The sequence below is a fragment of the Pseudomonas sp. JC1203 genome (genome assembly GCF_056175065.1).
The window spans coordinates 429,506-447,259 of record NZ_JBWCAM010000002.1 but is presented as its reverse complement, the minus strand read 5'-3'; the positions used below and the strand labels follow the sequence as shown (position 1 = coordinate 447,259).

Annotated in this window: 18 protein-coding genes and 2 pseudogenes; 4 read left to right on the top strand and 16 right to left on the bottom strand. The window is 57.7% G+C overall.

Features of this window, described 5'->3' with window-relative positions:
- Positions 1–48: 48 nt before the first annotated feature.
- The 3 genes from AC0SZ7_RS05205 to AC0SZ7_RS05195 all read right to left on the bottom strand — a co-directional run bounded on the left by AC0SZ7_RS05205 (position 49) and on the right by AC0SZ7_RS05195 (position 1,446).
- Positions 49–249, bottom strand: coding sequence for a hypothetical protein (locus AC0SZ7_RS05205; RefSeq protein ID WP_475503354.1), 201 nt, complete (start codon positions 247–249; stop codon positions 49–51).
- A gap of 250 nt (positions 250–499) precedes the next feature.
- On the bottom strand, positions 500–739 hold the full coding sequence (locus AC0SZ7_RS05200) for a hypothetical protein (protein WP_475503353.1): 240 nt from the start codon (positions 737–739) through the stop codon (positions 500–502).
- Positions 740–1,083: 344 nt separating this feature from the next.
- Positions 1,084–1,446 carry a DUF3085 domain-containing protein gene (locus tag AC0SZ7_RS05195; protein WP_475503352.1) on the bottom strand — a complete coding sequence of 121 codons (363 nt, stop codon included), beginning with the start codon at positions 1,444–1,446 and terminating at the stop codon, positions 1,084–1,086.
- A gap of 427 nt (positions 1,447–1,873) precedes the next feature.
- Here AC0SZ7_RS05195 and AC0SZ7_RS05190 point away from each other — a divergent pair, with 427 nt between their 5' ends.
- Positions 1,874–2,251, top strand: a complete 378-nt coding sequence (locus AC0SZ7_RS05190; RefSeq protein WP_475503351.1) for a DUF3742 family protein — start codon at positions 1,874–1,876, stop codon at positions 2,249–2,251.
- Here AC0SZ7_RS05190 and AC0SZ7_RS05185 read toward each other — a convergent pair.
- The 6 genes from AC0SZ7_RS05185 to AC0SZ7_RS05160 all read right to left on the bottom strand — a co-directional run bounded on the left by AC0SZ7_RS05185 (position 2,240) and on the right by AC0SZ7_RS05160 (position 9,479).
- Positions 2,240–3,781: a conjugal transfer protein TraG N-terminal domain-containing protein gene (locus AC0SZ7_RS05185; protein ID WP_475503350.1), complete on the bottom strand. Its 1,542-nt coding sequence runs from the start codon at positions 3,779–3,781 to the stop codon at positions 2,240–2,242. The genes AC0SZ7_RS05190 and AC0SZ7_RS05185 overlap by 12 nt on opposite strands.
- Positions 3,782–3,789: 8 nt before the next feature.
- A complete protein-coding gene (locus tag AC0SZ7_RS05180; RefSeq protein ID WP_475503349.1) occupies positions 3,790–4,095 on the bottom strand; it encodes a hypothetical protein in 306 nt (101 codons plus the stop codon).
- Positions 4,092–5,438 (bottom strand): integrating conjugative element protein, encoded by a 1,347-nt coding sequence (locus AC0SZ7_RS05175; RefSeq protein WP_475503395.1) that lies wholly within the window; start codon positions 5,436–5,438, stop codon positions 4,092–4,094. Before AC0SZ7_RS05175 ends, AC0SZ7_RS05180 begins: the two co-directional genes overlap by 4 nt.
- Positions 5,439–5,470: 32 nt before the next feature.
- Positions 5,471–6,466, bottom strand: coding sequence for a TIGR03756 family integrating conjugative element protein (locus tag AC0SZ7_RS05170; RefSeq protein WP_475503348.1), 996 nt, complete (start codon positions 6,464–6,466; stop codon positions 5,471–5,473).
- A 717-nt stretch (positions 6,467–7,183) separates the two neighbouring features.
- Positions 7,184–8,542: a chromate efflux transporter gene (gene chrA, locus AC0SZ7_RS05165; protein WP_475503347.1), complete on the bottom strand. Its 1,359-nt coding sequence runs from the start codon at positions 8,540–8,542 to the stop codon at positions 7,184–7,186.
- Positions 8,535–9,479: a chromate resistance protein ChrB domain-containing protein gene (locus AC0SZ7_RS05160; RefSeq protein WP_475503346.1), complete on the bottom strand. Its 945-nt coding sequence runs from the start codon at positions 9,477–9,479 to the stop codon at positions 8,535–8,537. Before AC0SZ7_RS05160 ends, chrA begins: the two co-directional genes overlap by 8 nt.
- 229 nt (positions 9,480–9,708) lie before the next feature.
- On the opposite strand from AC0SZ7_RS05160, the pseudogene umuC reads away from it, so the two are divergent.
- A pseudogene (gene umuC / locus AC0SZ7_RS05155) lies at positions 9,709–10,875 on the top strand (translesion error-prone DNA polymerase V subunit UmuC); the annotation flags it as partial.
- A gap of 69 nt (positions 10,876–10,944) precedes the next feature.
- On the opposite strand, the gene AC0SZ7_RS05150 reads toward umuC, so the two are convergent.
- From AC0SZ7_RS05150 to AC0SZ7_RS05140, 3 genes are all read right to left on the bottom strand, one after another.
- A complete protein-coding gene (locus AC0SZ7_RS05150; protein ID WP_475503345.1) occupies positions 10,945–11,388 on the bottom strand; it encodes a DUF421 domain-containing protein in 444 nt (147 codons plus the stop codon).
- 12 nt (positions 11,389–11,400) lie between these two features.
- Entirely contained in the window at positions 11,401–11,907 is a 507-nt protein-coding gene (locus AC0SZ7_RS05145; RefSeq protein ID WP_475503344.1) for a hypothetical protein, read from the bottom strand.
- 253 nt (positions 11,908–12,160) lie between these two features.
- Positions 12,161–13,384, bottom strand: a complete 1,224-nt coding sequence (locus tag AC0SZ7_RS05140; RefSeq protein ID WP_475503343.1) for a zinc-dependent alcohol dehydrogenase — start codon at positions 13,382–13,384, stop codon at positions 12,161–12,163.
- Positions 13,385–13,576: 192 nt separating this feature from the next.
- Here AC0SZ7_RS05140 and AC0SZ7_RS05135 point away from each other — a divergent pair, with 192 nt between their 5' ends.
- Entirely contained in the window at positions 13,577–14,269 is a 693-nt protein-coding gene (locus tag AC0SZ7_RS05135) for a glycosyltransferase family 2 protein (protein WP_475503342.1), read from the top strand.
- Positions 14,270–14,330: 61 nt separating this feature from the next.
- On the top strand, positions 14,331–14,828 hold the full coding sequence (locus AC0SZ7_RS05130) for a CinA family protein (RefSeq protein WP_475503341.1): 498 nt from the start codon (positions 14,331–14,333) through the stop codon (positions 14,826–14,828).
- Between the two features lie 66 nt (positions 14,829–14,894).
- On the opposite strand, the gene AC0SZ7_RS05125 is transcribed toward AC0SZ7_RS05130, so the two are convergent.
- The 4 genes and pseudogenes from AC0SZ7_RS05125 to AC0SZ7_RS05110 form a co-directional block, all read right to left on the bottom strand.
- A complete protein-coding gene (locus tag AC0SZ7_RS05125) occupies positions 14,895–15,203 on the bottom strand; it encodes a hypothetical protein (RefSeq protein WP_475503340.1) in 309 nt (102 codons plus the stop codon).
- A gap of 223 nt (positions 15,204–15,426) precedes the next feature.
- Positions 15,427–15,924 carry a YciE/YciF ferroxidase family protein gene (locus AC0SZ7_RS05120; protein ID WP_475503339.1) on the bottom strand — a complete coding sequence of 166 codons (498 nt, stop codon included), beginning with the start codon at positions 15,922–15,924 and terminating at the stop codon, positions 15,427–15,429.
- Positions 15,925–16,220: 296 nt separating this feature from the next.
- Positions 16,221–17,096 carry a manganese catalase family protein gene (locus tag AC0SZ7_RS05115; RefSeq protein WP_475503338.1) on the bottom strand — a complete coding sequence of 292 codons (876 nt, stop codon included), beginning with the start codon at positions 17,094–17,096 and terminating at the stop codon, positions 16,221–16,223.
- Positions 17,097–17,172: 76 nt separating this feature from the next.
- Positions 17,173–17,352, bottom strand: a pseudogene (locus AC0SZ7_RS05110) (con-10 family general stress protein); the annotation flags it as partial.
- Positions 17,353–17,754 lie beyond the last annotated feature (402 nt).

The following is a 17,754-nucleotide window of genomic DNA, read 5'->3' as shown; positions in this document are numbered from 1 at the left end:
GGTGATAATCGTGCCAATTCCTGAGCAGTTACGTCATCTGCCCATAGATCATGGCATCCCAGCAAAAGCCTGAGAGACCTGGTCTTCGGTATCGTCGAGCGTCTTCAGCGCATCTCGGGCATTCTTCGCGGTTATTGAGCCGCCGTTCGTCTCCAACCATAGCGTGATTTCTTCTATCGCGGCGCCCAAGGCTAGTTGATTGTGGTGCTGTCGGCGCAGCAAGTCGGCCAGTTGATTTTCGTCGATCAAGGGAATCCTCCGATTGAAGGTGGAGGGTAGCCTATACAGGGAATGGGATTTCGTTCGGCAGGACGCCGGGGAGGAAGTTATGCGTATTCGGCATGGTATCAAGCTATGCCCGCTGATACCGAACTTGATACCCACGGGCGCATTTCGGTGGTTATGTTCGCGCGCGTACGAGTGTTTTGGCCCCCTACACTGCTCACCAGCAAACCCAGGCAACCCATTAGGATTGCAAGGTCGCGTTGGCCGACTGCTTTCAGGGGCCGACTGTTGCCTCGCTGGGTAGGTGAATCAACAGAAACGCAGGTTCTCCAGCAGGATTCATCTCGTTGACTTGCAACTGCTTCAGCGAGCCCACTGGGAGGTCGGCATCGAGCTCAAGGTTGACTGCACCGCCGTGCAAGCCGGTACTGGCCAACGACAGAGTGGTGCTCAACAGGCGTGAAAGCCGCTGACTCGAAAGCCCAGATAGTGGACTTCCACCGTCGGCTTCCATGACGTATTGCCATACGCCGGGACTCAGTACGATCGCAGTGGACAAGGGAGTGGAGTTAAGCATCGCTACCTCCCAATTCACGGTTGAGCACGGCACCTGGCAGATAAACAGGTGGCTGCTCGCCGCAGGTTTGAATCGAGAAACACTGCTGGTGACTGTGGTTTAAACCCAGTTGGGCGAAGGGTCAATCCGGGCTCGTGCAGCCAAATGGCATGCGGGGTCCAGCGAATTCCAGGGAAGACAATGCAGCGCATAAACCAGATGAACGGTTGATGTTGCCTCGGTCGTTGTTGCCGACGCCCCCCGTAATGAGGTGCTGTCGGCACAGGCAGTGGTTGATTGGCTCACAGCTTGCCAGGAACGGTAACTTCCGCTGCCAGGCACAGGTGTGTAGGAGTGGCCTCAAGCAGCAACGAACCCGAAGTGCCGCGAAGCGCGGCCAGCACGGGATCGTCGACGTTGAAGTATTCGACAAAGTCGTCACCACCAAACTCATCCCGAGCGCGGTGCCACCACGACCCAAAGTCGTCAATGTCAGGATTGCAGCCGGTCGCGTATGCGATCCGCTTGCGCCCACCTTCTGGTTTGGACTCGCCAATTTCGGACATTAGGTAAACGCCTTGATCCTTGACCAGGATGACTCGGCAGCCGTTGATGCCGGCCTCAGCCAGCACTGCTTGCAGTTCAGTTCCCGTGAATCGAAGCATGATGAATTTCCTCGAGCAATAGCGCTGAGGAATACCGCCCAGCTGGGAGGAATTCCCAGCAGTGGAGCGGTTGGTATGAAGGCCGAGGTCAGCAGGGCCTGTCGGGAGAGCGTTCATCGCCGTGGGGTCGGCGATCGTGTGAGCTGCCGAACGCGAATCACACTTGGGAGAACCATCGTCGAAGCGACGTAGCCTTCAAGGTTCTGGCTAGCTGGGTGCTGGAGAACCAGCGGTTGCATTCTTAATTAACAATGCATCAAAGTAACCGTCAACACTTAGCTGCGCTGGTTTTTCAGGCATCATTTCCATGAACGTGTACGGAACGCTTGGCGGCTTCCCCTTCAGATAGACGGTCTGCCACAGATGAACAGCAGGATTAAAGTAAAGTCTTGGATCCACGCAGTAGACTACCAGCGGAGGGATTGATATGGCTGCTTCTATCCAGACCGTCTCCAGTATCGAGCTCAGGAGTTACCGCGCTGGGCGGACTCTACGGCGACTTATCACAAAACTTTTTTCGGCCTACGAGTCGAGAAGCCTCAAAGCACAAGTCAACGTTGGTTACTTTGCGCTGGCACAAGCCGCTAAAGCCTGTTTGATTATCAGTGCCTTGTTTTTGGCTGTAGTGTTGGGTCTGTTGGTAGTTATGGGCTTCGCGATCGCGTTGCTGATCGCAATACGCTCAGTTGCGAACCCGCGTCCCCTGGATCAGGATCCTGGACCGGATTACTTGGGTGCTGATCTCTACATTGGCGACTATGACAGCCACGGCCATTACATCGGCGACTTCAAATCACCGGATTGATTTACTAGCGGCGCTGGTTAGTTGGTCAGTACCTTTGCTAGCGGCATCACTGGCTGTCTTGCCTCCATTCGAAAGCATGCTTTGGATGCCTGATCCCACTGCATAGCCAGCCCAGCTCATCGTACCTAGGAACAGCATCGGCAGAACAACGAACATCGCGCCCATCACGTATTCGATAACCTGCGCTGTCACAGTCCCATCCATGAAGCCGGAGGTGGGAAGCGACAACAGCGTCTGGTCGGCCCCTGAGACCTGGTTGTACAAAGCGTCCAATACGCTCGAGTCCACCCACCGAGCCAGTTCCCACCAGAAGGTCAGCATGTGCAACGTGAACAGTGCGAAGGTCACGGTCATCAAGGCTTTCAACTGATAAGTGCTGATCAGCAGCACCAGCGGCAGGCTGATGACTGAGCCCAGGATCAGGAACGCCTGCACCATCGGCAGTGCGGCCCGCAGCGCAGTCATCGCCGGGAAATTGCTGAATGACCCAAGCGCCAGTCCGGTGTTGGTGGCAAGGTTGTTCAAGCCCTGCGTGATCGATCCGCCTCGGGCGCTGCTGCCATAGTCCTGGAACACTTGGCCTGGGGACATGCTGATGGACTGCTGCCGCGGGCTGACCAGTTCGCGTAGCGTGGCATCTTCGACCTCGGTGTTGGTACTGCCCGTCAACCAGCCCTCCAGGCGAGAGATCAGCGAGGAATCGACGTCGGCCAGCAGGCGCGCGCGCAGGCCAGCATCGGCATCGCTCCACCATTGCTTGCAGTTGGGATAGCCCGCGCCGTTGGCCAACTGCGGTAACGACGTGTCGCGAGCCTCGTCGTAGGGCCATGCGACCCTCGGCGTCCGTGAGCGGTCGATATCGTAGTAGCCCGACGTATTGAGGAAGTAGCTCGAACCAATCCAGGAGGCGTCGTAGCTTTGCGCCTTGTCGAGCTCTGGCCGATTGGTAAACAGCCGCGACCGTGAGTAGCCATAGCAATCCCGCGTGAAATCCGCGACCTCCTGCAGCAACACCTGGTTACTGATGCGGGAGCTGTCGATTTCCATGCGCAATTCACGGATATCGGGCGCGCAGGGGATGCCCGCCGTGGCCGCCGCAGTGATGCCCTTGCTCAACGCATGCACGAGAAACCACCACACCGGTACGTTCGCCGACTTGTCGCCGATCGTGTTAAACGTTGTGCCCCAAGACGTATCAGCCGGCTTGGCCAGTGAGACGCCGCAGCGCTGGCTGGCCGCGTCATCGAAGGTAATCGACGACAGGTTCAGCGGGAAAAACGGGATGCAGGCGAACAGGATCACCACGTAGGCCATCCATAAACGGTTTTCGACGCGAGGGATCGACAGCAGCCCCTTGTTACCCTCATCAGCGCCTTGTTGTCGTGCAGACAGCCATTCTTGAAGGATGATGGCCCCAAACGGGGCTGCGAACAGCCCCGTGTCGACCAGCGTGTTCCAGATGCCGTTGTTGATGATCCAGGCCAGCAATGAGAGGTAGAACTCCAAGTAACTGTTGGTGCTCAGGGTCATGGTTCACCTCACGTACGTGTCAGTTCAACCAACGCAATGGCACTGAAACCGATCAGCGCCAGGCACCGCAAGCGGCGCCGGCCTTCTGTAGAGCGCTGCATTCGGAATGCACGCCACCAGCCGGCGCTGATCAGGCTGTAGAGCAAAACGCGGCAGCCCGCGAGGTAGCCGCTTAGGGCGCGCGGGATCGTTGGCCATTCAGGCCACATATTCAGGGAGTGAATGGCCAACCAGGCGATCAACAGCAGGGCCACGCATGTGCCACTACCGAGCAGCACGCCTATCAGACCTGCCTTGAGGGTGGCCATCGTCATGGCGTGCTCCTGCCTTGATCGGCGCGCTGGAGCCTGCCAGGTTCCGGGTCGCGCTGGTCGATGATGCGTGAGGCATCTGCACCGCCGGCATGGCGGTCCAGCACCAGGCTGGCGGTGTTGGTGGCCAGGGATTGCCGCACCTGCAGTTCGGTTCGCAGCAGGCGAATTTCCCGGTCCAGGGTTTCGACGTTGTTGTTCAGCGCGTTGGTTGCGGGCTGCGCCGATGCCACGTTGGGCTCATGACTGCCTGCCAGTAGGGTGCGCTGCAGCAACATGGCCTTGTAGATGACGCTCGACAGCGCGGTTTCGCTGGCGAGACGCCGGGCGAGCAAGTCCTGGTCTGGGTCATCGCGCAAGCCCTCGATCACGCCGCGCGATACCGGCAGCAGCGGGCTGGATACCTTGTTCAGATTCTCGGGCGTAGGATGATCTGTGCCCGCCACCAGCCGCTGCAGGCCGGTCAACTGCTCGGTGTAGGCTTCCTGGATCAGAGGCGAAAGACCGGTACCTGCCGTCGTACGCAGGGTCTCACAGTCGTCACAGGTCTCCACCTCGGCCTCGCCCAGCACCCGGGTCGCCCAGTCGGAGGCTTCGCTTGGGCTCGACCAGGCTTGGCAGATGGCACCGTTCTGGCAGGCAGCGCCCACAGCAGAGCTGTCGTCCAGCGAGCGGTTGTGCAGCAGGTTGTAGCCTGCCTTGACGACGTCGGCGGTCACCCGGATGGGCGCTTGGGCTCGTCCACCGGCTTTCTGGCCCCCGACCCAGCTGACACCATTGTTGCCGTTGTTGGTCTCGGTGTTTTTCACCGCAGTTACCGCGTCGCCGCCGGACTGTTCAAGGTTGGCCTGCATCTCCTGGTTCTTCGCCATGTCGCCCCAGCCGGCTTGATCGACCTTGTCGGCCATCTTGGCGGCCATGGCCTGGCAGGTGAGCTTGGAACGGTCGAAATCGAGCCGACCCTGCAGCACCCCGTTGCTGAGCAACTCGTAGAGGCCAGGATTGGCACGCTGGATGATCATCGCCGGCAGTGACATCACCGCCTGCGTGGCATTCTGGATGACGTTACCCATGATCTGCTGGAAGCCCTGGGTGGCGCCGTTCAACTGGTTCTGCAGTGTGTTGGCGAGGTTCATGTTTCCGCACATCATGTTGGCGCGCCATGACAGCCCCACGCCCAGGCCACTGGGGCGGTACAACGAGGAGGGGGCTCCTGCGGCCGAGCCACCACCGATGGTGTACATCACCCGGTCATCCAGTACCTGACCTTGATCTCCAAGGTTGTAGTCACCATCCGCCGCAGCGCTGGATGCGCAGAACAGTGCACCCATCAGGCCGAACAGCATGGCAATTGGGCAGTGCCATTTGCGCGCACTCATTAGTGGCCTCCGTCGAAGTCGATGCTGAACAGGAAGGTCTGGCCCATGCGCTGGCAACAGCGGTAGGGCCGCCATAGCGACCAGGCGTAGGCACCGTCGTCGCTTTGAGTCGCTGGGCTTGGAAACACCGCACACGTGCTTTGCTGTTGCGGGTAGAGCAGCTGCCAGCGATGGTTGCTGACGTCGTTTTCCATTACCGGCAGCGGCGGCCAGTAGCCGTCATAGGGCATGGACTGCAGTGGCAGGTAGACGCGAGGTTGCCCCATCCGGGTGATGAAATCGCTGGCGCGTTGGGCCATGACGGCGGCGGCTTTGAAGTCGTCTGGCTGGATCAGGAAACCCTCTCGGGGATAGATATTCCCCCACATCTCGCCCAGCGCCTGGCTGCCGATTTCACGTACGCCGGGCACCAGCGCCTGGGGGTAGACTGACTCGGGAATACCGTGACGCCAGCCAAGTGGATCGAGGGTGCTGAGGTAATAGGGAGTAAGCGGGGTTGCGCCGGTCGGGCAGCTATAGCCAAAGCGCTGGGCGAGGGCTGTCAGCGCCAGCCCTCCGGGATGGCCGATGGCGTCGACATTCTTGAAGCGGGGTAGGTTGTCGCGTCGCGGGGAGGAGGTAATGAGGTTACCCCCTCCTTCCGAACCGGGAACGGGCATCGACAGGGCCGACATTTCGAGCCAAGGGTTGGCCCCAGTGTCGGTGTAGCTCGATACCACCAGTTCGGGAATGAAGTGGCGGATTTTGGGCGAGGTGCGGACCGTGCAACCGAAGGGGCTGCACAACAGCCAATAGCAGATGCCGACGACCCGGTACTCCAGGCATTGCAGTGAGCTGACCGAGGCAACGATGGCCGGCGTCGTCAACGCGAAGCACGGTGTGGAAACGATGAAGGCGAGGGCAAGTACCTGCTGACGTAGTCTGCAACCGAGTCGCTGGCAGAAGGCTATCGACCTTGAAGGCCTGGGGATGCATTTGAAGATATTCAAGTTCATGGGTAGCGCTCAGCAGCTCAACCGTTTTGCATCCATTGCGCCGACCTTCAGCATCGTGGATTGCAACCCCGTAAGCGCCTTGCAAATTGAGGTGCGGGTGATCGTATTTGCGGGTGGGCTGAAGGCAGTGGTAGTGGGCGAGTCGAAGAGCTGGGAATTTCAAGAAAGGGTACAAGTGTACTCCTGGTCGTCATCGGCGACCTGTAAGCGAGGTTGCTGGGAAGCAGCAGGGCGAGTTTTGGCAGGCACCGCTGCGTAGTTGGCGGGCAGGGTGCAATCGTTTGGCTCAACCCACGGTGTGTCGCCCGCTACGAAGGCCGCAGGTTGCTACAACAACGCGGTCGGCGTCTGGGTGACGGGAGTACACGCGGAAACGCCCGATTTTCAGGGCTAGTTGATGGCTTCTTTGCCAAGCGCTTCCAGGCAGGCCCCAATCAGAGCCGATGACTCGTCCAGGCCGTTCAGGGCGCTCCGCGCATTAACCGCGGCCTCACTGCCTCCGTTGTTTTCAGCCCATAACGCTAGCTCCTCCACAACGATCTGAGGGGGGGATCGTTAGTAAATCCTGTACACTCCGCGTCACCTTGTGAAGGCGATACGGTCGATCTCGGGTCGTTCACGGGTAATCCACCTCATGGAACACCTCCTACCTAGCTCTCTAGGCTGGGTGATCAGGCGGGCGCGGTGCTCGCCAAAGACTGTTATATAACTCGTGCCTTACCGCAACAGATGCACTGCCAAACCGATGAGTGCGCACGCCATAAGCACCTGGATTACGCCCCGTTTGAATCGAAACAAGGCAACTGCCGCCGCAATGGCGATCAGTGCAGAGGGCCAGTCCAGATTACCGCTGAAGCCCTTCGGCCACAGCACGTGATAGCCGAAGAAACACGCCAGATTGAGGATCACTCCAACCACGGCGGCGGTAATAGCAGTTAGCGGTGCAGTGAACTTGAGTTCGTTGTGGGTCGACTCCACCAGCGGGCCTCCGGCGAGGATGAACAGGAACGAAGGCAGGAAGGTGAACCATGTCACCAGGGAAGCTGCGACGGCTCCAGCCATAAACACCTGATCGGCACCGAACACCTGCAAGACATAGGCCCCGACAAAGCCGACGAAGGCCACCACCATGATCAGCGGCCCTGGCGTGGTTTCCCCCAGGGCCAGCCCGTCTATCATCTGTGTCGGGTTCAGCCAGCCGTAGTGACCGACTGCGCCCTGGTAGACATAAGGGAGCACCGCATAAGCCCCACCGAAGGTCAGTAATGCGGCTTTGGTGAAGAACCAGCCCATCTGGGTCAAGGTGCCGTCCCAGCCAAAAAGTGCGGTCAGGACGCCCATGGGCAAGGCCCACAAAATTGCGCCGACGAAGGCCAGCAACACCAGCTTCGGCCAGCTGAAGCGGGCATGTTCAGGGGATGGAGTGTCGTCATCGATCAAGGCCGGGCCGAAGGACTTTTTGGCGGCGCTATGGCCCCCGGCTCTGAACTCCTCGGGTGCTAGGCGTCCGCCGACATAGCCGATCAATGCGGCACCCAGAACGATTAACGGGAACGGAACATTGAATGCGAAGATGGCGGTGAATGAAGCTGCTGCTATCGCCCACAGCCAATTGTTCTTCAATGCCCGAGAGCCGATTCGATGGGCCGCCTGCACGACGATGGCGGTCACGGCAGGCTTGATGCCATAGAAGAGCCCAGCCACCACAGGCACTTCGCCGACGGCGATGTACATCCACGACAAAGCGATCAGGATGAGCAACGAAGGCAGCACAAACAGTACGCCAGCAATCACTCCACCCCAAGTTCGATGCATCAGCCAGCCGATATAGGTTGCCAACTGCTGAGCCTCTGGCCCAGGGAGCAACATGCAGTAGTTGAGGGCATGCAGGAATCTGCGCTCGGATATCCAGCGCCGCCGCTCTACCAATTCCTGGTGCATGATCGAGATCTGTCCCGCAGGCCCGCCGAAGCTGATGAATCCGAGCTTCAACCAGAACCAGAACGCCTCACGCAAACTGATCGGATCAGGTCTCGACAATTCTTCTTCAACCATGGGTGCGAAAACCTTATTCATGGGGTTGTTCCTCTTTGACAAACCCGGCGAGCAGGCCGTCGAAGATCGCGCTCGCGGCAGCCAGCAGATGGTCGTCGTGGGTAATGGTTTCGCGTAGACCGGCCAGCACGCGCTCGACACCGGCAGCCTCCACTGGCTGAATGCCTCCAACATCGAGGTAATGCACCAAGGCCGCGATACGGTTGAGGCCGGGCTCCTGAAGTTCAAAGCTGGCTTGTAAAGTTTCGAAACTCACGCGATTGCCCACATGGCTGAAGGTTGCCTCATCGAAGTCAAAGCCCAGTGCGTCCACCGGACAATCTTGTGGCGCGTTCAGCCAGAGGATCTGAGCCTGCGGGTCAATGAAGCGGCGAATCAGCCATGCACAGGCCAGCCGGTCGACCCAGGGACGCTTGCGTGTTGCCCAAACACGACTCTGATAATCATCAAGATTAAGTGGCGTGATTGGTTGATTGCGGCTATGTGGCTCATCTGGAGACAGGGCTCTGCTGACCGCCGTCTCTAGCTCCTGCAAAGCCGAATCAAGCTGCTGTTTCGGCCTGCCTGGAAAGTAATCGATGCCGATCAGCTGATCGTAGGCTTTACGCAGCTTGCGAATCTGCTTGGTGGTGGTAAGTGCATTCTCAGTCGTGAGTTGACCCCGGCATTCTTCGATCTCGGTGCGCAGTTTTCTGTAGTCCTCGCTACGGTCGAACAGCTCGATAAAGCGCTCACCATTAGGATCGACCACGGGCAGGATGTAAGCAGTTCCATTGATCGCCAGGATGTCACGCTCGACAGCGGCGAGCGTTTCACGACAGGCGTCGGTGTCCGGCAACAGATAGGCACCATCGCGCAAAACCGCCGCACCTGATGCTTTCAAGGCACGCCACGCACGCATTCGTTCAGTGGCATTGGCCGTGGGAAGGCCAAGAATCAGAGCAAGCCAAGCTTTCATGTAGATGCTACTATTTATTTTGTAGGTTTCGCTACTCTGATCCTGTTCTCTTCAGCTGTAAAGCTGGTTTTAAAATCATGAGTTTTACGAATTTCTACCGGGCTAAGGCCGGGAAGCCATTCCTGGTTTCAGCTCGAAATGGCTAATTTAGCGAGAAACATATTAGTAAAAAGAAATCTATATAAATCAATGCGTTAATATCTTCTAACAGTTAGTATCATTCAGATATTCAGATGGCTGCGTCATTGCCCGAAGCGCCGACGCCAAGCCGTTCGTGAAAATGGGCGAGCCATACTTCCTGATCAAGCAAAAGCTCAAGCAGCACGGCATAGTCGCCTTCTCCTCGAACTACGCGCTGTACGGCGACATGAGCGAGCGGGTCATGACGGTCATTGAGTCGCTGGTACCGCAGGTCGAGATTTATAGCATCGATGAAGCGTTCGCCGATTTGTCCGGCGTACCCGGTGACCTGGAGCAGCTTGGCCGTCAGATTCGCGCACAGGTTTACCGGAGCACCGGCATACCCGTCGGCGTGGGGATCGCCGGCACCAAGACCTTGAGCAAACTGGCCAATCACGCGGCAAAAAAGTGGCAGGCGCAAAGCGGTGGGGTGGTGGATTTGCGCGACCAGGTCAAACGCGACTGGGTGCTGAAGAAATGCCCTGCCTCGGATGTCTGGGGCGTCGGCCGGCGGATGACGGCACACTTGGAGGGGCTAGGCATCAAGAGTGCCTGGGAGCTCTCCAAGGCAGATCCCTGGATGCTGCGTAAGCGCTTCAGTGTGGTGATCGAGAAGACCGCGCGCGAGCTGGCCGGCACACCCTGCCTGGAACTGGACGAGCTGGATCCCCCCAAACAGGAGATCTGTTGTAGCCGGATGTTTGGCCAGCGCCTGACGGATGTGGTGCCCATCAAGGAGGCGGTGGCGACCTACATGGCGCGCGCCACCGAAAAGTTGCGGGTGCAGCAGTCGCTGTGCAAGAAGATCCGGGCGAGCATTCGTACCGGGTTCTTCAACCCCGATGAGGCCAAGTACGCTAACGGTGTCATCGTCGAATTACCCTTTCCCACGCACGATACCCGGCTGATGACCAAGCTTGCCGTTGAGGCGGTGGACCGTATCTACCGACCTGGTTTCAAGTACAGCAAGGCCGAAGTCCTCTTGCTGAACCTCTGCCAGAAAGGTGAGTACACCGAGGATCTGTTCTCGATTTCGCAGCCGGCGACCACGGAGAAGGTCATGGGGCTGATGGATGCCATCAACGGTCGGTGGGGCAGGGGCACCATGCGCCTGGCCAGCGTGCCAACCAATCCTGATTGGGGCATGCGTCCGGAGATGATGAGCCAAAGCTTTACTACGCGCCTCGATCAATTGTGGACGGTGAATTCACGGTAGTGGAGGGGCTCAATGCACGTTGGATTTTTTGCGCTGTGCGGATAGATACCAATAGAGGAGTCTGCTCGATCATTTAACGGGAATGACGGAAATTGAACCATTCCTTTCAATGATCGCGTACCTGATGTCTGTCATCTCGATCAAGCCTTGGCTTGAACGGGCCGCTTCCATGATGTCCGCTTCCGTGATGCGAGCTTCTTTCATGCGCTGGGTCAACGGTTGACCGTTCTCCACAACGATGGTTGGGCCACCATCGATTATCTTTGCGAGTCGTGGGGATCGCTGCTTGACCTGTGAGAATCCCACGTCGATGGCGATCAAGGTTGCAATGATCAAAACCGAGTTGGTCACTGAGAAATCATCCCCCAGCAACGCTTGTTGGGTCGCCTCACCGATAATGAGGAGCAAGATGAAGTCGAAGGTGGTTAGTTCGTTGAGCGATCGACGTCCTGCGATTCGAAACAGAATCATCAGCACGAAATACATGGCGGCGGCACGAAGTACGGCGTCCATGGCGTGTCTCCCTCAGGGATAGATGAACTTGGGTACGGGAAGGCGCTCGCCGCCGATGATACCGACGTGACCGCGATACAGCCCCACTCCGTTGCTTCGTACAGTGAGGTACAAGGTGGCCACCCCCATCCGGTCGGCTTGCATGGGAACCACCAAGTCTTTCCCGTCGCTGCGCAGCGGTGCAGGTTGTGGTGTCAAACCTTCAATGGAGACGCCCTGAAGCAATTCACCTCCCAAAATCAGGTAACGCATTTCATGGGGGGAGCCCAACGAAGTGACGGCCAGATCATCCAGGGCCCCATTGCGGCTGAAACGCTGGTATTTCACCCGCAGAGTGCCGTCACTGGTTTGCGGTTCGACTGAGCTCAATGGTCCCTTAGAAAACAAGCCTGCGAGGGTCAGCAATATCAACAATATCAGCCCTGTCCAACCTACCCGTTCGAAACGCCACACGCGTCGCTGCATTCGCATGTCTTCTGCGACTGGATAGGCTCTGCTGTCGAACTCATGCGGGTTCATGGGTTGCTCAGCCTTTGCTGTGGTTTTTTGAAGTGGGCGGGACAGCCACACCCCTAGGGCCGGCAATCCCCCATATACCGACGCCCATTAAGGGCGCTATTACTATCAGAACGGTCCATCCTACCTTTGTAGAGCCACTTTTAGTGGTGCGCCAGACGCTCGCCAGCGCCAACGCGTCTAGGAACACGACCACCACGGCGGCCACTATCCAAAAAATTGAGAAGTCCATAAAACCCTCGCCTTAATTCAGTGATTACACAGGGACAACGTCCGGGCCGTCATCGATCGCAACGGGTATAGACGTCGCTCTGCTCGGGGTCAGGATCACCTTGCGACACTCCTCCTGCTTTTTGTCAAAGATCTTGTAGCCTTCGGCAGCCTGTTCCAGGGAGAGGCGATGGGTAATGATGGTGTCAGGCGACAACGCACCGGTTTCGATGTGTCCCAGCAGTTCGGGTAAGTAGCGCTGCACGTGGGTCTGGCCCATGCGGAAAGTCAGGCCTTTGTCGAAGGCATCGCCAAACATGAAGCCGTGAATGAACCCGGCGTACACTCCTGGAACGCTGACGACACCGCCACGACGGACAGCCGCAATGCATTGACGCAACGCCTTGCCCCTGCTGCCCTCAAGCTTCAGTGTGGCCAGCACGGTTTCGGTGGTACTGCCCTTGGCTTCAAATCCCACGGCGTCAACGACACCGTCCACACCTCGAAAACCCGGCGTTTGGCGGATCATGGTGTCAGCAGGATCGTCGTCTTCGTCAAAGTTGATGGCGATGACGCCATAGGCGCGTTGGGCGTAGGCCAAGCGGTAGGGATGGTGATCCACCATGAAGATGCGCTCGGCACCTAGCATCTTGGCCACGGCCGCGCACAACAAACCGACCGGGCCGGCGCCATAGATGGCGATGCTGGCTCCCGCACTTATCTCTGTGTTTTTCACTGCCTGGTACGCGGTAGGAAGGATGTCGGAGAGGAACAACACCTTCTCGTCCGCCAAGGTTCCAGGCACCTTGAATGGCCCGGTGTTGCCCTTGGGTACCCGGACGTATTCAGCTTGGCCGCCAGGGATGCCGCCGTACAGGTGGCTGAAGCCAAATAAGGCTGCGCCGGGGGGAATGCTCTTCTTGTTCAAGATGGCGCCACGACCTGTATTAGTCGTCTCGCAGGCCGCAAATAGAGCGTTCTGGCAAAAGAAGCATCCCCCGCAGGCGATTACAAAAGGAATGACCACCCTATCCCCGCGTTGCACCGCAGTCACTGAACTGCCCACGTCCTCAACGATGCCCATGAACTCGTGACCAAAAATATCGCCGTGCTCGGTCTGGGGGATTTTGCCGCGATATAGGTGCAGATCCGAACCGCAGATGGCAGTGGCGGTGACCCGGAGGATGACGTCTTCGGAGTCGATCAGCACCGGGTCTGGAACTGTGTCGACCCGGACGTCGTGGGCGCCGTGATAGGTGAGTGCTCGCATGGTGGAATCCTTCCGTAGTATTTAACAACCGAGACGGCGCGAGTCGCTTTAGTTCCAGCCAGTCTACCGACGGCACTCTCCCCGGGATTTTCTGCGTGGCCTCAAGCAACTTTATGCAACGAAGAGGCAGAAGTAGAGGTCAAGCTTAAATCGTCTGCATTCGCAGCCCACCGTCTTGACCGGTAACCGTCTATGATCGGAATTATTGTCCCAGCTCATAACGAGCGAGATGCCATCGCTGGCTGCCTCGCCTCGCTGGTAGCAGCCGCTCGATACCCAGGCTTGAATGGCGAAAAGGTCCAAATTGTCGTGGTCTGTGATGCGTGCTCCGACAGTACCGAAGCGGTTGCTCGCTGCTACCCGGTACAGCTACTGATCGAAAGGTACAAGAACGTGGGTATGGCGAGTAATGCGGGAGCCGATCATCTGATCCATCAGGGAGCGCGATGGCTCGCCTTTACTGACGCTGATACCGAGGTACCCGAAACCTGGCTGATGGATCAACTGCGCTTTGGGTGTGATGCCGTATGTGGAACCGTTCGTGTGGCGGACTGGTCGGCTCATCCACCAACTACCAAGGAACGGTATGAGTCGCTTTACTCGATGAAAGAGGGGCACCGCCACATTCATGGTGCAAATCTGGGGGTAAGCGTGGTGGCGTACAGAAAAGTCGGGGGGTTCAAACCGCTCCGGGTTCATGAAGATGTTCATTTGATCGCGGATCTGACTGCTGCGGGCGCTTCCATCAGCTGGACGACAGTTAACTGCGTGACTACCAGCGCCCGCCCAGGAAGTCGTTGCGAGGAAGGCTTTGGCGCGTACCTGAGGTCCTTGGCGCCCGGTGCACCCTCCAACAGCCCCGGTGCCACCAATCCTCCCTGTTAGGCAACGCGAGAACCTCAGAGCACTATGGTCGGCAAATGCGGAGTCAGTCAGAGATGGGATCATGAACGCGGAGCAAGTTGTCGCCTACCTCAAACGGCATTCCCTGTACCTGACGACGGCTGAGTCCTGTACGGCGGGGCGGATCATTTCGTTGCTTGCCCAGGTTCCCGGATGTGGCGAGGTAGTTGAATCAGGCTATGTGGTGTACTCCTCCGAAGCTAAACAACGCCTGTTGGGCGTGAGCGCAGACACCATCAGGTGGTTCAACCTGACGAGCAACGAGGTGGCGCGAGAAATGGCGCTAGGCGCGCTACGCAATAGCCCGACTAATGCAGTCATCGCCACGACGGGCCTCTGTGGAGACCAGGACGTCGAGGGCATTCCAGCGGGAACGGTGTGCTTTGCCTGGGGCTTCTCGCTCAGTGGCAAGCTCGGCGTATTTACCCGCCGATACAGGTTCTTCGGGGGCAGAGAACACATGCAGTTACAAGCGGCATCTTTCGGGCTCCAGCACCTGGCCGGTTTCCACCGAAGAATGCTGGCGGGAGAAACCTGTTAGGCGTCTTCCCTCCAGCGCTGAAGTGGCTTGGTCCTCGAGGGTGGTAGGGGTTTAATCCTTGGTTCGTCATAACCGCCTGCTGGCGGTCTGCATGCCTTCAAGCGTGGGCTGCCCGGCAAGACCGATTCCCGTTGCCAACGCCCGTGCCCGATCAACGCCTAGATTAAGCGCCTCTGTTGGGGAACTACTGGGCATGTCGATGTAGTATTCCTCTAACGGCGTGTTATCGCCGTAACGGATGGTAATTTGCATTTGCGTGGAGCCGACTGAGGTTAACCGGACTTCGACTCGAAATGCGGTGCCGTTATCGAGCTCCTCGGCGTGGACGCTTTGTCTGGAGCAGTCTGACCAGGCAGAGTTTGATGGATGCTTCATAACAACTCCTACAGTAGGTTACGGGTCGCAACGCATAGCCCGCCCTGGCAGGAGGTGAGAAGTCACGCAGCCTGGTTGACCGATCATCTGTCTCGACCTGACGCAACCTTCCTATTGAGATAAGGGGAACCGTGACATGCAAAATCGAGCAGAACCTGCACACACGGCATCCGGTCATGGGGTGGCTCAGACGACGGCGACACGCGCCGTCGCCTGCAAGGAGTTACTTCTCGAGCGTCGCAGCTTGGTTTCCCCCCTCTTCGGAGATAGCCGAGAGCTTTTCATCCGCGCCTTTTTCTTCAACCAATGTATCGCCCAGCAATGACACCGCTTCCTTCATGCCCAAATGCTTGGCCATAGCGATCAACGTGCCATAGCTGGCGATTTCGTAGTGCTCGACTTTTTGTGACGCACCGATCAGTGCCGCATCGAGAACGGCGCCTTTCTCAATCTCATCCAGGAGCTCCTTACTTTCCTCGATTAGGCCCTCCATGGCTATGCACTTCATGCGTTTGAGTTTCAGCCCAGCGATCTCTACAAGCTGATCAATGCGCTCGATCTGGCCTTGAGTCTCGATCAGATGAGACGAAAACGCGTCGGCAAGCTTGGGGTTGGTAGCCGCCCGTGCCAAACGCGGCAATGCCTTGGTAATTTGCTTCTCAGCGCTGTAGACGTCAGAAAGCTCGTGGATAAATAGGTCTTCTACGGTCGTACGGGCCATGTCGTTACCTCGAAAATACGTAGGTGCAAAAGGTTCGCTTCCGCTTTCGTTCTGTCATGAGAGCGTGGGCGAACGCGCGGGACGGTCGGATAACTCATTGGGTAGCAGGGTGCCAACGCCGAAAACGTTGACGGCTACAGATGCCCTGAACCCCCTGCAGATTTGCGTCGACTCCATCTCGAATGCGGCCACTGCATGGACGATCCATCGCGGCGGCTGCTGTGGAGCAGATGAAGAGATTGTGGGATTTTTCATGGAGTACCTCTGCTGTCGTCCTGAGATGGCGCTTAGCGATCTCAGTCGCCTTGTACGAACCCTGAACCCAGATCGGCTCCCGTCACCGGGTTGCTCATAGGGTCTGAGGTCGTGCGGGCTTTCAGCGCTTCAAGCGCGGCGGCGTCGGTAGGTGAGAGGCTCACCGAGGCGCTGCCGTCGCCGCCATCGACGGCAGGCTGCGGAGATTCCACGTACTCCCACTCTCCGCCCTCGTTCCACGGACCCCGAGTATTGGGCTCACCTGACATGTTGAAGTATTTATGGGTGAACTCCGGCATGCCTGGGAGCTTGCCTTGTGGGAAGTTCGGTTGGATGGCGTGGAGCGCTTTTTCGAATGACAACTGATGGGCGATCTCACGGGTCATGAGAAAGCCCAGGGCCTCTTTCACCCCAGGATCGTCGGTGACATTCATGAGGCGTTCGTACACGATCTTGGCGCGAGCTTCTGCGGCGATATTGGAGCGGAAGTCGGCAGTGGGCTCGCCGATCGTGTCAATGTAGGCAGCTGTCCATGGAACACCTGCCGAGTTCACCAGCGGTGCACCCGCACCATAGAGCAGGCTGGTGATATGCGAATCGTTGCCAGCGCCGTTGATGGTTCTGTACAACTCGCCTTCTTCCTCAACCCCTTCAGCGAGCCGACCTTTGGCTCCCTTGTTGAGCATGACGATAATCGAGCCGACGATTTCCAGGTGGCTGAGTTCCTCGGTCGCGATGTCCATCAGCAGATCCTTGCGACCCGGATCGTCTTCAGCCAGTGCTTGGGTAAAATATCGGCCAGCAGCGGCGAGCTCACCTTGGGCGCCGCCAAATTGCTCAAGGAGCAGATTCGCAAGCCCCGGGTTAGGCTGAGCAACGCGTACGGTGTATTGCAGTCGTTTGTTATGTAGAAACATAGCTGAATTCCTCAAACCACGGTCATCGTCCTTATAAAAACGGCCAGGGCAGGGAAGCCTGCCCTGGCAGCATCACTTATTGCTTGCCGCCGTTTTCATCGTTGCCGCCGCGACCGCCACCGTGACTGTGTTGACCGCCGGTTCGCCCAGCTTCTGAGGCTTTTTCGCGATCGTTTGCAAAGTTACCGCTGGACGCTTGGCCGCCTTTCTTGCCGGCCTCGGACGCCTTTTCGCGATCATTGGAAAAATTGCCGGGGTTAGTTTCCTTGCTGCCGCCTTGGTTGCTGCGACCATCTTGATTATTAGCCATGATTTTCGCCTTCCATATTTTCGCATGGGAATGTCCATGCATTACGTACGAGCCGCTTTCAGTTGGCGAAATTCGATTTATTTCCTAGCGAAAGGACAAGTGGCGCAAGAGAAACTCGCAAAAGAAGCTTGTGTCTTAATAGTGCGATGGCAAAAGTTATACAAGAGTTGTACGGTTCAGTGCTCTTGCTGCTAGTTGTACAAAGCAGGGGGAAGAGGTTGGCTGGAATTATTTCTGTCGTTAGGCAGTAATGTGGCAGCGCAATAAAAGGATTTTGTGGTTAAGTAACAGTTTTGCTCTGGTGTGAAATTTGCGAACTAGGTGATGTGTTGATCTTCGTCGAGCTGA

Coding starts and splice junctions, on each gene's coding strand:
- AC0SZ7_RS05200 (WP_475503353.1), bottom strand. CDS start 739: ATGGAAGCCGACGGTGGAAGTCCACTATCTGGGCTTTCGAGTCAGCGG.
- AC0SZ7_RS05195 (WP_475503352.1), bottom strand. CDS start 1,446: ATGCTTCGATTCACGGGAACTGAACTGCAAGCAGTGCTGGCTGAGGCC.
- AC0SZ7_RS05190 (WP_475503351.1), top strand. CDS start 1,874: ATGGCTGCTTCTATCCAGACCGTCTCCAGTATCGAGCTCAGGAGTTAC.
- AC0SZ7_RS05185 (WP_475503350.1), bottom strand. CDS start 3,781: ATGACCCTGAGCACCAACAGTTACTTGGAGTTCTACCTCTCATTGCTG.
- AC0SZ7_RS05180 (WP_475503349.1), bottom strand. CDS start 4,095: ATGACGATGGCCACCCTCAAGGCAGGTCTGATAGGCGTGCTGCTCGGT.
- AC0SZ7_RS05175 (WP_475503395.1), bottom strand. CDS start 5,438: ATGCTGTTCGGCCTGATGGGTGCACTGTTCTGCGCATCCAGCGCTGCG.
- AC0SZ7_RS05170 (WP_475503348.1), bottom strand. CDS start 6,466: ATGAACTTGAATATCTTCAAATGCATCCCCAGGCCTTCAAGGTCGATA.
- chrA (WP_475503347.1), bottom strand. CDS start 8,542: ATGAATAAGGTTTTCGCACCCATGGTTGAAGAAGAATTGTCGAGACCT.
- AC0SZ7_RS05160 (WP_475503346.1), bottom strand. CDS start 9,479: ATGAAAGCTTGGCTTGCTCTGATTCTTGGCCTTCCCACGGCCAATGCC.
- AC0SZ7_RS05150 (WP_475503345.1), bottom strand. CDS start 11,388: ATGGACGCCGTACTTCGTGCCGCCGCCATGTATTTCGTGCTGATGATT.
- AC0SZ7_RS05145 (WP_475503344.1), bottom strand. CDS start 11,907: ATGAACCCGCATGAGTTCGACAGCAGAGCCTATCCAGTCGCAGAAGAC.
- AC0SZ7_RS05140 (WP_475503343.1), bottom strand. CDS start 13,384: ATGCGAGCACTCACCTATCACGGCGCCCACGACGTCCGGGTCGACACA.
- AC0SZ7_RS05135 (WP_475503342.1), top strand. CDS start 13,577: ATGATCGGAATTATTGTCCCAGCTCATAACGAGCGAGATGCCATCGCT.
- AC0SZ7_RS05130 (WP_475503341.1), top strand. CDS start 14,331: ATGAACGCGGAGCAAGTTGTCGCCTACCTCAAACGGCATTCCCTGTAC.
- AC0SZ7_RS05125 (WP_475503340.1), bottom strand. CDS start 15,203: ATGAAGCATCCATCAAACTCTGCCTGGTCAGACTGCTCCAGACAAAGC.
- AC0SZ7_RS05120 (WP_475503339.1), bottom strand. CDS start 15,924: ATGGCCCGTACGACCGTAGAAGACCTATTTATCCACGAGCTTTCTGAC.
- AC0SZ7_RS05115 (WP_475503338.1), bottom strand. CDS start 17,096: ATGTTTCTACATAACAAACGACTGCAATACACCGTACGCGTTGCTCAG.